12 protein-coding genes and 1 pseudogene are annotated in these 14549 nt (G+C 71.3%); 11 read left to right on the top strand and 2 right to left on the bottom strand.

Annotation, left to right across the window (positions count from 1 at the left end; all coding sequences use genetic code 11):
• Positions 1 to 238: 238 nt before the first annotated feature.
• The 3 genes from QQY66_RS08170 (at position 239) to QQY66_RS08160 (ending at position 2525) form a co-directional block, all read left to right on the top strand.
• On the top strand, positions 239 to 1402 hold the full coding sequence (locus QQY66_RS08170; RefSeq protein ID WP_301978406.1) for a glycerophosphodiester phosphodiesterase: 1164 nt from the start codon (positions 239 to 241) through the stop codon (positions 1400 to 1402).
• Between the two features lie 74 nt (positions 1403 to 1476).
• Complete coding sequence (locus tag QQY66_RS08165) at positions 1477 to 1983, top strand: sigma-70 family RNA polymerase sigma factor (protein WP_301978404.1); 507 nt, start codon at positions 1477 to 1479, stop codon at positions 1981 to 1983.
• Positions 1984 to 2027: 44 nt separating this feature from the next.
• A complete protein-coding gene (locus QQY66_RS08160) occupies positions 2028 to 2525 on the top strand; it encodes a GNAT family N-acetyltransferase (protein WP_301978403.1) in 498 nt (165 codons plus the stop codon).
• Here the strand turns inward: QQY66_RS08160 and QQY66_RS08155 are convergent.
• Positions 2522 to 2956, bottom strand: a complete 435-nt coding sequence (locus QQY66_RS08155) for a hypothetical protein (RefSeq protein WP_301978402.1) — start codon at positions 2954 to 2956, stop codon at positions 2522 to 2524. The two genes, QQY66_RS08160 and QQY66_RS08155, sit on opposite strands and share 4 nt — an antisense overlap.
• Entirely contained in the window at positions 2937 to 3296 is a 360-nt protein-coding gene (locus tag QQY66_RS08150) for a hypothetical protein (RefSeq protein WP_301978400.1), read from the bottom strand. The genes QQY66_RS08155 and QQY66_RS08150 overlap by 20 nt, the downstream gene beginning before the upstream one ends.
• 69 nt (positions 3297 to 3365) lie before the next feature.
• Here QQY66_RS08150 and QQY66_RS08145 point away from each other — a divergent pair, with 69 nt between their 5' ends.
• The 8 genes and pseudogenes from QQY66_RS08145 to cobA all read left to right on the top strand — a co-directional run bounded on the left by QQY66_RS08145 (position 3366) and on the right by cobA (position 14512).
• Entirely contained in the window at positions 3366 to 4013 is a 648-nt protein-coding gene (locus QQY66_RS08145; protein ID WP_301978399.1) for an HAD family hydrolase, read from the top strand.
• A 318-nt stretch (positions 4014 to 4331) separates the two neighbouring features.
• Positions 4332 to 5375: a methionine ABC transporter ATP-binding protein gene (locus tag QQY66_RS08140; protein WP_301978398.1), complete on the top strand. Its 1044-nt coding sequence runs from the start codon at positions 4332 to 4334 to the stop codon at positions 5373 to 5375.
• On the top strand, positions 5375 to 6082 hold the full coding sequence (locus QQY66_RS08135) for a methionine ABC transporter permease (protein WP_301978397.1): 708 nt from the start codon (positions 5375 to 5377) through the stop codon (positions 6080 to 6082). Before QQY66_RS08140 ends, QQY66_RS08135 begins: the two co-directional genes overlap by 1 nt.
• A pseudogene (locus QQY66_RS08130) lies at positions 6079 to 6690 on the top strand (MetQ/NlpA family ABC transporter substrate-binding protein); the annotation flags it as partial. The gene QQY66_RS08135 and the pseudogene QQY66_RS08130, both read left to right, overlap by 4 nt.
• A gap of 142 nt (positions 6691 to 6832) precedes the next feature.
• Positions 6833 to 7456, top strand: coding sequence for a GNAT family N-acetyltransferase (locus tag QQY66_RS08125; RefSeq protein WP_301978396.1), 624 nt, complete (start codon positions 6833 to 6835; stop codon positions 7454 to 7456).
• Between the two features lie 115 nt (positions 7457 to 7571).
• On the top strand, positions 7572 to 8780 hold the full coding sequence (cbiE, locus tag QQY66_RS08120; protein WP_301978394.1) for a precorrin-6y C5,15-methyltransferase (decarboxylating) subunit CbiE: 1209 nt from the start codon (positions 7572 to 7574) through the stop codon (positions 8778 to 8780).
• 368 nt (positions 8781 to 9148) lie between these two features.
• Positions 9149 to 13048 carry a nicotinate-nucleotide--dimethylbenzimidazole phosphoribosyltransferase gene (cobT, locus tag QQY66_RS08115; protein WP_301978393.1) on the top strand — a complete coding sequence of 1300 codons (3900 nt, stop codon included), beginning with the start codon at positions 9149 to 9151 and terminating at the stop codon, positions 13046 to 13048.
• A 231-nt stretch (positions 13049 to 13279) separates the two neighbouring features.
• Positions 13280 to 14512, top strand: a complete 1233-nt coding sequence (cobA, locus tag QQY66_RS08110) for a uroporphyrinogen-III C-methyltransferase (RefSeq protein WP_301978392.1) — start codon at positions 13280 to 13282, stop codon at positions 14510 to 14512.
• Positions 14513 to 14549: the final 37 nt, after the last annotated feature.

Genomic DNA, 14549 nt, shown 5'->3' with positions numbered 1-14549 from the left:
CGCCGGTAATCCGTCCGGAACGATGTGACGGAGGTCGCGCCCGCTGGGGCCACGGAGCCTCAACCGTGTCAACCGATCGCCTACCCGGAACCATGTAGTCGATGCCGACGAACCGTCAGAAGCCCGACCCCATGCGACATCAGGCGTCACCCCCGTGTTCCGGCCCCGGACTCCCGCTCGTCATGCGCACGCCCCTACGATCGGCCCGCATCAACGGGCCGAACGAGGGAGGGCGTTCATGGGGACGCAGGAGTCGAACGAGCAGGCGCGCGGGACCGGACGACGGGCGGTGCTCGGCGCGGCGGTGCTGGGCGCGGGCGGAGCGGTTCTCGGGCTGCCCGGTACGGCGAGAGCCGACGCACGCCACGGGGGCGGCGGTGTGAGGAGCCTGCCCGTACCGACGATCATCGGCCATCGGGGTGCCAGCGGCTACCGGCCGGAGCACACCTTCGGCGCATACGAGCTCGCCCTCGACATGGGCGCCCACGTTGTCGAGGCCGGCGATCTGGTGCCGACCAAGGACGGGCACATCGTCTGCCGTCACGAGCCCGAGATCGGCGGCACCACCGACGTCGCCGACCACCCCGAGTTCGCGAGCCGCAAGACCACCAAGGTCCTGGACGGCGTCTCCACCACCGGCTGGTTCACCGAGGACTTCACGCTCGCCGAGCTGAAGACCCTCCGCGCGATCGAGCGCATCCCGGCCAACCGCCCGCACAACACGCTCTACAACGGCCGCTGGGAGATCCCCACCTTCGAGGAGGTGCTCCAGTGGCAGGACGCGCAGACCCGCAAGCGCGGCAAGCAGGTCTGGATCTACCCCGAGACCAAGCACCCCACCTACTTCCGCAAGCTGGGCCTCGGCCTGGAGGAGCGGGTCGCCAAGCTGCTGCGCAAGTACGGCAAGGACCGGAAGAACTCGCCGGTCATCCTGCAGTCCTTCGAGCCGAGCAGCATCCAGCGCCTGAACAGGCTCGTCGGCAACCCCCTCGCCGTGCTGCTGTCCGGCCCCACCACCCGCCCCTGGGACTTCGTCGAGGCCGGTGATCCGCGCACGGTCGCCGACCTGGTCAAGCCCGAGGGTCTGAAGTGGATCGCCTCCTACGCCAACGGCATCGGCCCCACCCTCGACCTGATCATTCCGAAGGACGCGAGCGGCAATCTCACCAAGCCGACCACGCTCGTCAAGGACGCCCACGCGGCGGGCCTGATCCTGCACCCGTGGACGCTGCGCAACGAGAACCCCTTCCTGCCGGCGAACTTCCGCAAGGGCACCGACGCCGACGCGTACGGCGATGTCTTCGGCGCCTACAAGACCTACTTCGCCACCGGCATCGACGGCGTCTTCACCGACCAGCCGGACACCGGTCTGCTGGCCCGCGAGGACTTCGTCAACGGCTGAGCCCTCCACCCCGGTTGGGGTGACATCCGGCCGTCCGGGCAACCTGCAGCCCGGGCGGCCGCGTCGTGCCGCATATGACGTACGACCTGGTTACCGCACTGCGCCCGCTGCTCACCGCCGAGGCCTCCGCCGAGGCACATGCCTCCGGAACCGAGCCCGGCGACCTGGAGCAGGCGGTCTGGCTCCGCCTCCTGGAGCACCTGGACGCGGAGGGCCCGCCCAGCGACCCCCAGCGCTGGCTCCGCGAGGCCGTCCGCTCCGAGGTCCGCCGCGCCCGCCGTACGAACCGACACGAACGGCCGTACGACACCGAACCAGCCGACACCAGCGACCACGGCCCGGAACACCTCGCGCTCACCGCCGCCCGCCACCGCGCCCTGCACGACGCCGTGCGCCGCCTGCCCGGCCGCTGTCCCCGCCTCCTGGAAGCCCTCCTCTCGCCGAAGGACCTCACATACCGGGAAATCGCGGGGGAGTTGGGTATCTCACAGGGCAGTCTCGGTCCGGAACGTTCCAGATGCCTGGGATGTCTGCGTCGATTGCTCACGCCGGAGGTTGCGGCCCGCGAAGCGCGGGGATAGGAACGAGGAACAACAGGCGACAGGTGAGCGGGAGGCGTGCACACATGGGCATGAGCGTGACCATCTCCGTGGCGGCCGAGCAGGATGCCGAGCAGATCTTCCGGCTGCAGTACCTCTGCTTCCAGAGCGAGGCGGCGCTGTACGGCAACTACCGTATCGACCCGCTCGTCCAGCCCCTGGACTCGGTCCGCGAGGAGGTCGCCAAGGACTGCGTCTTCGTCGCCCGCCTCGGCGACGAGGTCGTCGGCTCGGTCCGCGGCGCCCTCACCGACGACGGCGCCGCCGCCATCGGCAAGCTCTGCGTCCACCCCCGCCTCCAGGGCCACGGCATCGGCGCGCGGCTCCTGCGCGCAGCCGAATCCGCCCTAGCCGAACAGCACGGAGCCAAGCGCTTCCGCCTCCACACCGGCCACCGCAGCGAGGGCAACCTGCGGCTCTACCGCAAGGTGGGCTACCAGACGGTAGGCACGTCGAAGGGCGAGGACGGGGTACCGATGATCGTCCTGGAGAAGGCGGCGGGCACGTACGCGGCCACGGCCTAACGGGCGCGCTTGCGCAACCAGTAGATGGCGGACAAGGGCAGCAGCACAGGGATGAACAGATACCCCATGCCGTAGTCCGACCACACGGTCGCATCAGGAAACGCCGACGGATCGGCCAACGTCCACGTGCCGACCGTCAACACGCCCAAAAGCTCCGCGGCGCAGCACACCAGCGCCGCCTTGCGGGCCGTTTCCCCGCCGCGCACCAGCGAGTACGTGATGAAGCCGTACACCAGCCCCGCGACCGCCGACAGTGAGTAGGCCAGCGGGGCGTGGTCGAACTCCGTCGCGATCTGGACGACCGAGCGGGACACCGCACCGACGACCATCACGCCGTACAGCCAGACGAGCAGCATCCCCGGCCCGCTGATGAGCCGGGTCTTCGGCGGCTTCTTCTCCGTGGCGGTCACCTCAGCCTCCCCAGATGTCATAAAGCCGCACCTCAAGAACCGCCAGCACCACGCCACCGGCCGCCACCGTCACGGAACCCCACCGCGTGCGCTCCGCCAGCGACATGAACCCCGCCGCCGGAACGCACGCGAACGAACCCAGCAGATACGCGACGAAGATCGTCGTACCCTGCTCCGGTTCGTCGCCCTGCGCCAACCGTACGATTCCGATCACCAGCTGCACCAGGGCCAGTGCCGTCACCACGGCCATGCCGATGAAGTGCCAGTCCTTGGTCGGCTGATCTCGGTACGCCGCCCATCCGCACCACGCGGCGAGCAACAGCGCGGCGACCCCGGTCACCAGCGTCAGGGCATCAAACATGCGGCGAGCCTATTACGGCCCAAAAGGCCTGATGCGGCGGCCCCCGGGACGCACCGTAGGGTCGAGGGCATGAAGATCCGTGCACAAGCCCTCCTGTTCGACAACGACGGCACCCTCGTCTCCTCCCTCGCCTCCGTGGACCGCTGTTGGGCGCGCTGGGCCGGGGAGTACGGCATCACGGAGGAGTTCGGCAGGGTCGAGCTGCACGGACGCCCGGCCGTCGAGATAGTCGCCGACCTGCTGCCTGCGCATGTGGTGCCGGAGGCCCTCGCGCGGATCGAGACGCTGGAGGTGGAGGACGTACCGAATGGCGGCGTGCGCCTGCTGCCCGGCACGAAGGACTTCCTCGACTCGCTGCCCGCCGACCGCTGGGCCGTGGTCACTTCCGCCACCCGCAGGCTCGCCGAGGCGCGGCTCCACGCCGTCGGCATCCTCCCCAAGACCATGGTCACCGCCGACGACATCACACGCGGCAAGCCCGACCCCGAGCCCTACCTCCTCGCCGCGCGCGAACTGGGCGTCGACCCCGCGCACTGCGTCGTCTTCGAGGACGCCCCGGCCGGGCTCCGGTCGGGCCGCGCCGCCGGGATGACCACCGTGGCGTTGGCCACAACCCACCAGGCCCACGAGTTGGACGCCGATCTGGTGGTCACCGACCTGTCGGCCCTGTCCGCGCTGGTCACCGACGGGGGAGTGGAGATCTCCGTCCGCCGCTGACGCCTGTCCGCCGCTGTCCACCATGCGGACAGCGGCGCTCGGTAAGGACCGTAGGTCTGGTTTACTGATCGCATGACCACGACGAGCTGCCGCACCCTTGCGACCGAGGCGACCATGACGCCCGGTGCTCGTTGTATGTGTCGAATGTGCGCCTTCTAGAGGGCCCCCGCACGACCTCCTGAGCCTCGCGCCCCGAAGCGAGCTGCCGTGGCATGTCCGTACGCCGTTTGCCGTACGTGACCACATTGCCCGCGCACACCTTCTCTCCCGCACCAGGGCACACCCACGCCCGCGTACTCGACAGTGACGGAATCCCCAGTGATCACCACATCTGGCCTGACGAAAATTTATCGGGCTGACCGCTCCCGCGGCCGAGAGGTCACCGCCCTCGACGGCGTCGACCTGCACGTCCGCGAAGGCGAGGTGTACGGCGTCATAGGCCAGTCCGGCGCCGGCAAGTCCTCGCTGATCCGCTGCATCAACCTCCTGGAGCGCCCCACCGCCGGCACGGTCACCGTCGCCGGTCAGGACCTCACCGCGCTCGCCGGGCGCGGACCGCGTGCCGGCAAGGAGCTGCGTCAGGCGCGCAGCCGTATCGGCATGGTGTTCCAGCACTTCAACCTGCTGTCCTCCCGGACGGTCCAGGACAACGTCGAGCTGCCGCTCGAAATCCTCGGCACGTCCGGCAAGGAGCGCTCCCGCAAGGCGCTCGAGCTGCTGGACATGGTGGGTCTGGCGGACAAGGCCAAGGCCTACCCCGCCCAGCTCTCCGGCGGCCAGAAGCAGCGCGTCGGCATCGCCCGCGCCCTGGCCGGCGACCCGAAGGTGCTGCTCTCCGACGAGGCCACCAGTGCCCTCGACCCGGAGACCACCCGCTCGATCCTCCAGCTGCTGCGCGACCTGAACCGGCAGCTGGGCCTGACCGTCCTGCTCATCACCCACGAGATGGACGTCGTGAAGTCGATCTGCGACTCGGCCGCGCTCATGGAGAAGGGCCGCATCGTCGAGTCCGGAACGGTGAGCGAGCTGCTCGCGACGCCAGGCTCCGAACTGGCCTCCGCGCTCTTCCCGGTGGGCGGTGAGGCCACCGACGCCGACCGCACCGTCGTCGACGTCACCTTCCAGGGCGAGGCCGCCACCCAGCCGGTCGTCTCCCAGCTCTCGCGCACCTACAACATCGACATCTCGATCCTCGGCGCCGCCATCGACACCGTCGGCGGCCTCCAGATCGGCCGCATGCGCATCGAACTGCCCGGCCGCTACGAGGACAACGTCGTGCCGATCGGCTTCCTGCGCGAACAGGGCCTGCAGATCGACGTGCTGGGCCAGGAGCCCGTACTGCTCACGGAAGGTGCCAAGTGATGACCTGGGCTGATTTTTCGGCGAAGCAGCCCCTGCTGGAGCAGGCCTGTTGGGACACCCTCTACATGGTCGGCTGGTCCACGCTCATCGCCGTCGTCGGCGGTCTTCCGCTCGGCGTCCTGCTCGTCCTCACCGACCGGGGCGGACTGCTCCAGAACGTCGTCGCGAACAAGGTGATCGGGCAGATCGTGAACGTCGCCCGCTCGATGCCGTTCATCATCCTGATGGTCGCGCTGATGGGCTTCACGCGCTCGATCACCGGCACGACCATCGGCCGCGAGGCCGCCATCGTGCCGCTCGCCATCGGTGCGATTCCCTTCTTCGCGCGCCTTGTTGAGACGGCTGTCCGCGAAGTGGACGGCGGGCTCGTCGAGGCCGTGCAGTCGATGGGCGGCAACACCTGGACGATCGTCCGCAAGGTCCTCGTACCCGAGTCGCTGCCCTCGCTGATCGCCAGTACCACGACCACGATCGTCGCCCTCATCGGCTACTCCGCGATGGCCGGCACGGTCGGCGCGGGCGGCCTCGGCGACATCGCCATCCGCTACGGCTACCAGCGCTTCGAGACCGAACTGATGTGGCTCACCGTCGCGATCCTCGCCGTGGTCATCTCCCTCATCCAGTTCGCCGGCGACTACGCGGCCCGCTCCCTGCATCGCCGGGGCGGCACCTCGGGCCCCGCACCCAAGCTTCGGCTGCTGATGTGACTCCGAACACGGCCGTCCAGCAGGGCGAGATCGACGCCAACTACTTCCAGCACCAGCCGTACCTGGACGACTTCAACAAGAAGAACGGCACCGACATCGTGGCCGTGCCCGACGCCACGGTGCACCTGGAGCCGCTCGGCGTGTACTCCCAGGGCGTCAAGAAGCTCACGGACCTGAAGAAGGGCGCCACCATCGCCCTGCCCAACGACACCACCAACGAGGCCCGCGCGCTGAAGCTGCTGGAAACCAACGGCGTCATCAAGCTCAAGGCGGGCGTCGGCTACGAGGCGACCCCCAAGGACATCGCCTCCAATCCCAAGAACCTCCAGTTCAAGGAGCTCGAGGCGGCCCAACTGCCGCGCTCCCTCGGCGATGTCGACGCCGCCGTGATCAACGGCAACTACGCCCTGGAGGCCGACCTCAGCCCGGCCGAGGACGCCCTCGTCGCCGAGTCGCCCAAGGACAACCCGTACGGCAACTTCCTTGCTGTGAAGAAGGGCAACGAGGACGACCCGCGCGTGCGGAAGCTGGCCGAGCTGCTCACCTCGCCCGAAGTGAAGAAGTTCATCGAGGACAAGTACGACGGCGCGGTCGTGGCCGCCTTCTGACGGCGCGTACACGGCGTTTCGCCACGCACGGGGTCCGCGCCTTCACTTGGTGTGGACCCCGTGGTGCGGTTCAGTGCTTTCATGCTGCATGCTGGGCAGTTCAGCAGGCCCTGCAGGTTTACCGAAGGTTACGGAGCGGCGCATGACGAGCACCTTCCCCGACATCTCCATCAGCACGGAGCGGTTGGTGCTGCGCCCCTTCGAGGCGCCGGACATCGACTCCCTGGCCGAGATGATGAACGACGAGATGGTCACCGCCTGGACCTCGGCCCCGCACCCCTACACCCGGGCCCACGCACGTGCCTGGGTCACCGAACAGGCCCCCGCCGAGCGGACCGACGGCCGCGGGATCGTCTTCGCGGTCACCGAGTTCCTCACCCAGCGTCTCGTCGGCATCGTGCACCTGCAGAACACCGACTGGCGGGTGCGGGCCAGCGAGATCGCGTACGTCATCGCCCCCTGGGCCCGCGGCGAGGGCTATGCCTCCGAGGCCGCCCTCGCCACCGCCCAGTGGCTGTTCCACGACCAGAAGTTCGAGCGGCTGGAGCTGCGCACCGCCGCCGACAACACCGCCTCCCAGCAGGTCGCCCAGAAGATCGGGTGCATCAGCGAGGGCGTCCTGCGCAACGCCTGGATAGCCCGCAGCAGAACCGAGAGCGGCGACTGGGCCGACGTACGCACCGATGTGATCGTGTGGAGCCTCCTGCCGGAGGACCTCGCGGGCGTCGGCGACGGCGGATTCACCGCGCTCGCCGACTGGAACTGAGCCCGCAGGCGGCCACCACCCTCGTGGGTCTCCCGACGCCACCAGGTACCCTCACGGAGCCCGGGTACGGGCCACCCCCTGACGACCTGCGCAAACCCTCTGGAGACTGACGACGATGGCCGACCGGGTCACGGTGATCGGCTGGGACGGTTCGCCCCTGACCGCCGCGGCACGCGCGGCCCTGGGCGCCGCCACGCTGGTGGCCGGCGCCGCCCACCACCTCGCGCTCCCCGAAGTGCCGCACACCGCCGAGCGGATCCGCCTCGGCAGCGCCGCCCTCGCCGCCCGCCGCATCGCCGGACACCGCGGCACCGCGGTGGTGCTCGCCGACGGGGACCCCGGCTTCTTCGGTGTCGTACGGACGCTGCGCGCGCCCGAGTTCGGCCTGGAGGTCGAGGTCGTCCCCGCCGTCTCCTCCGTGGCCGCCGCCTTCGCCCGCGCCGGGATGCCCTGGGACGACGCCCACGTGGTCGTCGCCCACCGACGCACCCTGCGCCGCGCGGTGAATGTGTGCCGCGCGCACACCAAGGTCGCCGTCCTCACCTCACCGGGCGCCGGACCCGCCGAACTCGGCCTGCTCCTCGAAGGCGTCCACCGCACCTTCGTCATCTGCGAGGAACTGGGCACCGACCGCGAACAGGTCACGATCCTCACCTCCGACAAGGCCGCCGACCACACCTGGCGAGATCCCAATGTGGTCATCGTCATCGGAGGAACCGCCGGCGGGGCCGAGGGCGGCTGGATCGCCGGACGCGAACCGGCCGCCGGGCCACGTGGCTGGACGCTGCCCGCGGCGGCGTACGGCGGTCTCATGGGCGAGGGCGAACTGGAACCGCTCCGCGCGGCCCAACTCGCCCGCCTCGGCCCGCGCGTCGGCGACCTCGTGTGGGACATCGGCTGCGGCAGCGGCGCCTTCGCCGTCGAGTCCGCCCGGGCCGGTGCCGCCGTCATCGCCGTGGACAGCGCGCTCGAGGCCTGCGCCCGCACCGAGTCCGCCGCCCGGCACCACGGCGTCCAGCTCCAGGTCGTGCACGGCAGCGCCCCGCACGTCCTGGAGAACCTGCCCGAGCCGGACGTCGTCCGGGTCGGCGGCGGGGGAGCGGCCGTGGTCTCCGCGGTCGCCGACCGCCGCCCGCAGCGCATCGTCACCCACGCCGCCACCCGCGACGCCGCCGAACTCGTCGGCCGCGACCTGACCGAACACGGCTACCAGGTCGCGTGCGCCCTGCTGCAGTCCGTCGAACTCGACACGCGGGCCTGGACGGAGCGGGAACGGAGTGTCGCGTTCCTGCTCAGCGGGGTCCTGCCGGAGCGCGCGGGCTGATCCCGATCTCGTCCCCGTGATCCTGTTGTCGTACCGCGCGCGGTAGGCTGGCCGATCGTTGTACCGCACTCGGTCACCCGGCGCTTCGTCGGTCAATGTCCGGAAAGGGCACCCTTTTTGGGGTGGCTGTGGTACGGCAGAACCGGAGGACGCGCAACGTGGCGCAGTCCACAGCGGTCTCGTCGCGGATCATGCTGTCGTGACGGGGGAACGGCCGCGACAATGCCAGTTAATGGCTTTGTCGTCATTTGTCGACGGGTCGTTCGTGCCGCTGGGCACGCACGCTCGTTCTTCACTACGGGGGCGGTCGGTGCGCCGTCCCCGGTGAGCAGGTCGTAGAAGCACTAACCGATGGGCGAGGGGTACGCATGACCGACACCGGCCAGGTCCCGGGCGAGGGGCTGCCGGAGAGCGCAGGCATGGTGGAGCAGCCGGGCGCCCCCGCGCACGGTGCGTACACCTACCTCTCCGAGACCACCGCCGAGGACGAAGACCTGTTGCTGCTGCCGGGCGCCCAGGGCGCGTGGGGCAACGAGGTACCTCCGCCCGCCCCCGAGCCGGTCGTCGAGGCCGTCCATGAGCCGGGCCCGCACGAGACCGCCGGCCGCGACAGCGGCAACGTGGACCTCAGCGGCGTCCGCCTGCCCACGCAGACGATGCCGTCCACCCCGGCGACGACTCACCGCCGCCCGCTGCACCTCGGCCCGCCGACCCCCGACCAGTCCGCCAGCCCGGTCCGTTCCCTCGCCGACCGTGGCCCCGCGGGCGCGCCCGCAGGCCGCCCCGGCCCGTACCCGACCGGCCCCGAGTACCTCGACGTCCCCCAGCTGCGCGAGGCGGCCCCTCAGGGCGCGTCCCCCTGGGGTGCGCCCGCACCGGGCACGGTCCAGGCCCCGGCGCACACAGAGGCCGCCCCTGCGGAAACGGTTGTCCCGACAGCCGAGCCCGCCGTGGCCCACTTCGCCACAGAGGCGATCGCCGTGGCGGCTCCGCGCATGGCGGAGGCGGAGGCGGGTGCGTACGGTGTGGAGGGCGCCGAGGCTGCGCCCATCGCGGAGGGCGTGGAAGCCGCCGAGGGCGGCGAGGCGTCGTACGGCGCAGAGGCTGTGCCGGGTTCTGATGGGGGGTACGGGGCGGACGGTGGTCCGGATCCGACAGCTCCGGCGGTTTCGGCGGGTGCAGTTGGGCCGGAGGCCGGGCCTGTGCCCACGGACACCGCTGGCTCGAACGGTGAGGTGCCCGGGGCTTCGGCTCCCGAGGCGGTCGGCACTGCCGGACCGCAGGCCGGGGCGGCGCCGGAAGGCGCGCCCGCGGCAGAGGGCGGTCAGGCTGCCGGAGCCGAGTTCGAGTCCGGCGGCGACGCCGGGCCGGTGACCGAAGGCCTTCCGGTTCCGGACGCCGGGCAGGTACTTGAAGGTCCTGCGGTTCCGGATGCGGGGCAGATGCCTGAGTACGCTGCGGTCCCGGATGCCGGGCAGATGTCTGAGAACGCTGCGGTCCCCGATGCCGGGCAGCTGCCCGATGGCCCTGTCACCCCGGACGCAGGACAGGTGGCCGAGGCTCCGTCAGCTCCGGAAGCGGATTCGTTGCCCGGCATGGGCGTTGCCCCGGATGCCGCTCAGGCTCCGATGACGGTGACCGCCCCGGACGCCGGGCTCCCCGAGGCCGGGCACCTCGCAGAAGTCGTCGCCCCCCAGGACGCCGGTCAGACCCCCGAGGTCGTACCCACCCCGGAAACAGCCGTACCGGAGCCCGCACACGCTCCCGAACCGGCCGCACCGGAGCCCGCACACGCCTCTGACCCGGCCGCCCCCACGACCACGCACGCCCCCGACCCGGCCGTACCCGAATCCGTGTCGGATCCTGACCCGGCCCTGTCCGCTCCCGGGCCGCAGACCCCCGAATCCGCCATGCCGTTCCCGGCGGCACCGGAGGCCGCACAGCCCCTCCCGCCCGCCGACGTCGAGATCCCCGCGCAGGACCCGCACGAGCAGCCGGTCGCCGACGCACAACACACGCAGGGTCCGCAGCACGCGACACCGCACACGCCCCTCGTCGCCGCGCAGCCGGAGACGCCGGACGTCGTGGCGGCGGAGGCGCACGGCATGGCCGTCGGCACGCCGATGGACGACGCGGAGGCGCCTCAGCCGCTCGCCGCCGAGGACGTGACCCCGGCCGAACTCGTCGACGAGCAGGTGCAGTTCGAGGGGGCCGCCGCCGGCCAGGACGGCGATGTCACGGGCACTTTCCCGGCCGCAGGTGTGCCGGAGGAGCCGATGGGCCAGTTCGTCCCGGTGGAGGGCTCGGTGCCGACGACCCCGCACCTCGCGCCGACGCCCCCGCAGGCCCTCCAGTTCCCGGCGGACGACCACCAGGAATCCCCGGTCGTCGTCCCCGCCCCGCGGGACGGCGACGCCCAGCCCGCAGCGGCGGAGCCCGACCCCGAACTCGTACAGCATGCGGAGGACCTGGACACCCGGGCCGCCGACCTTGAAGAAAGCACGGCCGTAGTGGCGGAAACACCAGAGTCCACCGGCCCGGCCGCGCCCGCCTACGAAGACGCCGAGCGCGAGGCCGTCCTCAAGGTCATGCGGGAACGCCGCGACATCCGCAACGGCTTCCGCAGCGACCCCATCCCGCACGAGGTCCTGCTCCGCGTCCTGGAGGCGGCGCACACCGCCCCGTCCGTGGGCCACTCACAGCCCTGGGACTTCGTGGTCATCCGCTCTGCCGACACCCGCCGCACGATGCACGAGCTGGCCATGCGCCAGCGCGACGCCTACGCCAAGTCGCTGCCCAAGGGCCGGGCCAAGCAGTTCAAGGAACTGAAGATCGAGGCCATCCTCGACACCCCGGTGAACATCGTCGTCACCGCCGATCCGACCCGCGGCGGCCGGCACACCCTCGGCCGGCACACCCAGCCGCAGATGGCGCCGTACTCCTCCGCGCTCGCGGTCGAGAACCTCTGGCTCGCCGCCCGCGCCGAGGGGCTCGGCGTCGGCTGGGTCAGCTTCTTCGACGAGCGCGAGATGGTCCGCACTCTGGGCCTGCCCGAGCACCTCGAAGTCGTGGCCTACCTCTGCGTGGGCTACGTCGACGAGTTCCCGGAGGAGCCCGAGCTGATGCAGGCGGGCTGGTCCAAGCGCCGCCCGCTGTCCTGGGTGGTGCACGAGGAGACGTACGGCCGCCGCGCCCTGCCCGGCGAGGACCCGCACGACCTCCTCGCCGAGACCGTCGCCCAGATCCGCCCGCTCGACGCCAAGGCGCTCGGCGAGGCCTGGGAGCGGCAGAAGCGGATGACGAAGCCGCCCGGTTCGCTCGGCATGCTGGAGATCATCTCCGCACAGCTGTCCGGCCTGTCCCGGCAGTGCCCGCCGCCGATCCCGGAGCCCGCCGCGGTCGCGATCTTCGCGGGCGACCACGGGGTGCACGCGCAAGGAGTCACCCCCTGGCCCCAGGAGGTGACGGCCCAAATGGTCGCCAACTTCCTGGGCGGCGGCGCGGTCTGCAACGCCTTCGCCGGCCAGGTGGGCGCCGAGGTCTGCGTCGTGGACGTGGGCGTGGCAGCCGACCTCCCCGCCACGCCGGGCCTCCTGCCCCGCAAGGTCCGCGCCGGTACGTCCGACATGACCACCGGCCCCGCGATGACCCGCGAGGAGGCCAAGCAGGCCATCGAGGTCGGCATCGAGACGGCCCGCGACCTGGTGGCGGCCGGCAACAAGGCGCTTCTCACCGGCGAGATGGGCATCGCGAACACGACGGCATCGGCGGCCCTGATCTCCGTCTTCACCGACACGGACCCCGCCGAGGTCACCGGCCGTGGCACCGGCATCAACGACGAGACCCTGGCCCGCAAGACCGAGGTCGTCCGCCGCGCCATCGACGTCCACCAGCCGGACCCGGCCGACCCCATCGGCGTACTCGCCGCGATCGGCGGCTTCGAGCACGCGGCGATCGTGGGCCTGCTGCTGGGCGGCGCGTCCCTCCGCACGCCGGTCATCCTCGACGGCGTCAGCGCCGGCGCCGCCGCCCTGGTCGCCCGCGCCATCGCCCCCGAGGTCCTGGCCGCCTGCATCGCGGGCCACCGCAGCGCCGAACCCGGCCACGTCGCCGCCCTCAACAAACTCGGCCTCCGCCCCCTGGTCGACCTCGACCTCCGCCTCGGCGAGGGCACAGGCGCACTCCTGGCCCTGCCGCTGGTCCAGAGCACGGCGAGGGCGATGCACGAGGTGGCGACGTTCGATTCCGCAGGGGTAACTGAGAAGTAGGTGGGAAGCAGGGGACTCGGCGACTTCGACCCCGGGTCCCTTGTCACGCCGCGCGGTCGTGGGTGGTCGTGGGTCTGTGGGCAGTCGTTCCGCAGGGCGGAACGGATGGGCACGGACCCACGCACCGGCAACGACGCTCAGCAACCGGACACCTGATCCGTCCTCCCCGCCCGCACCGTAAAATTCGCACGTCAGGGCCACTGCACCGCCGTAAAGAGGAGCCGCACCCTCATGGCCGAACACCCCGCCTACCCCGTAGGCCTCCGCCTCACCGGCCGCCGGGTCGTCGTCCTCGGCGGCGGCCAGGTCGCCCAGCGCCGCCTCCCGGCACTCATCGCAGCGGGCGCCGACATCGTGCTCGTATCGCCCGAGGCGACCCCGTCGGTGGAAGCCATGGCAGACGCGGGCGAGATCACCTGGCACAAGCGCCCGTACGCCGAGGGCGACCTCGCCGACGCCTGGTACGCCCTCATCGCCACCAGCGACCACGAGGCCAACGAAAATGCCTCGGCCGAAGCGGAGCGCCACCGCGTCTGGTGCGTCCGCTCCGACGACGCAGATCAGGCGACGGCCTGGACCCCCGCCACCGGCCACAGCGAGGGCGTCACGGTCGCCGTCCTCACGACGGAGGCGCGCGGCCGCGACCCCCGCCACACCGCCGCCATCCGCGACGCGGTCGTCGAGGGCCTCCGCGACGGCACCCTCGTCGCCCCCCACCACCGCACCCGCACCCCCGGCGTCGCGCTGGTCGGCGGCGGCCCCGGCGACCCGGACCTGATCACGGTCCGCGGACGCCGCCTGCTCGCCGAGGCCGACGTGGTCATCACCGATCACCTTGGCCCGCGTGACCTGCTCGCGGAGCTCCCCCCGAGCGTCGAGGTGATCGACGCGGCGAAGCTGCCGTACGGCCGGTTCATGGCCCAGGAGGCCATCAACAACGCGCTGATCGAGCATGCCAAGGCGGGCAAGTCCGTCGTACGTCTCAAGGGCGGCGACCCCTTCGTCTACGGCCGCGGCATGGAGGAGGTCCAGGCACTGGCCGAGGCCGGCGTCCCGTGCACCGTCGTGCCCGGCATCTCCAGCTCGATCTCGGTCCCGGGTGCCGCCGGCATCCCGGTCACCCACCGCGGTGTCGCCCACGAGTTCACCGTGGTCAGCGGTCACATCGCCCCCGACGACGAGCGCTCCCTGGTCGACTGGCCGTCCGTCGCCCGGCTCACCGGCACGCTGGTGATCCTCATGGGCGTCGCCACGATCGGGAAGGTCGCCGAGACGCTCATCGCCCACGGCAAGTCCCCGGACACGCCCGTCGCCCTGATCCAGGAGGGCACGACAGCGGGCCAGCGCCGGGTCGACGCGACCCTCGCCACGGCCGGTGAGTCCGTGCTCACCCACGAGGTGAAGCCGCCGGCGGTGATCGTCATCGGCGAGGTGGTCACAGTAGGCCCGCACACGCCCGCGTAACCCGGGGTAACAGAACCCGTCCCGAGCCGTTGGCACC

Source organism: Streptomyces sp. DG2A-72 (assembly GCF_030499575.1).
Taxonomy (GTDB): Bacteria; Actinomycetota; Actinomycetes; order Streptomycetales; family Streptomycetaceae; genus Streptomyces.
This window is presented reverse-complemented; position numbering and strand designations above follow the sequence as displayed.

Excerpts from the sequence above, each read along its gene's own strand:
- QQY66_RS08170 (WP_301978406.1), top strand. The coding sequence starts at position 239 with ATGGGGACGCAGGAGTCGAACGAGCAGGCGCGCGGGACCGGACGACGG.
- QQY66_RS08165 (WP_301978404.1), top strand. The coding sequence starts at position 1,477 with ATGACGTACGACCTGGTTACCGCACTGCGCCCGCTGCTCACCGCCGAG.
- QQY66_RS08160 (WP_301978403.1), top strand. The coding sequence starts at position 2,028 with ATGGGCATGAGCGTGACCATCTCCGTGGCGGCCGAGCAGGATGCCGAG.
- QQY66_RS08155 (WP_301978402.1), bottom strand. The coding sequence starts at position 2,956 with ATGACATCTGGGGAGGCTGAGGTGACCGCCACGGAGAAGAAGCCGCCG.
- QQY66_RS08150 (WP_301978400.1), bottom strand. The coding sequence starts at position 3,296 with ATGTTTGATGCCCTGACGCTGGTGACCGGGGTCGCCGCGCTGTTGCTC.
- QQY66_RS08145 (WP_301978399.1), top strand. The coding sequence starts at position 3,366 with ATGAAGATCCGTGCACAAGCCCTCCTGTTCGACAACGACGGCACCCTC.
- QQY66_RS08135 (WP_301978397.1), top strand. The coding sequence starts at position 5,375 with ATGACCTGGGCTGATTTTTCGGCGAAGCAGCCCCTGCTGGAGCAGGCC.
- QQY66_RS08125 (WP_301978396.1), top strand. The coding sequence starts at position 6,833 with ATGACGAGCACCTTCCCCGACATCTCCATCAGCACGGAGCGGTTGGTG.
- cbiE (WP_301978394.1), top strand. The coding sequence starts at position 7,572 with ATGGCCGACCGGGTCACGGTGATCGGCTGGGACGGTTCGCCCCTGACC.
- cobT (WP_301978393.1), top strand. The coding sequence starts at position 9,149 with ATGACCGACACCGGCCAGGTCCCGGGCGAGGGGCTGCCGGAGAGCGCA.
- cobA (WP_301978392.1), top strand. The coding sequence starts at position 13,280 with ATGGCCGAACACCCCGCCTACCCCGTAGGCCTCCGCCTCACCGGCCGC.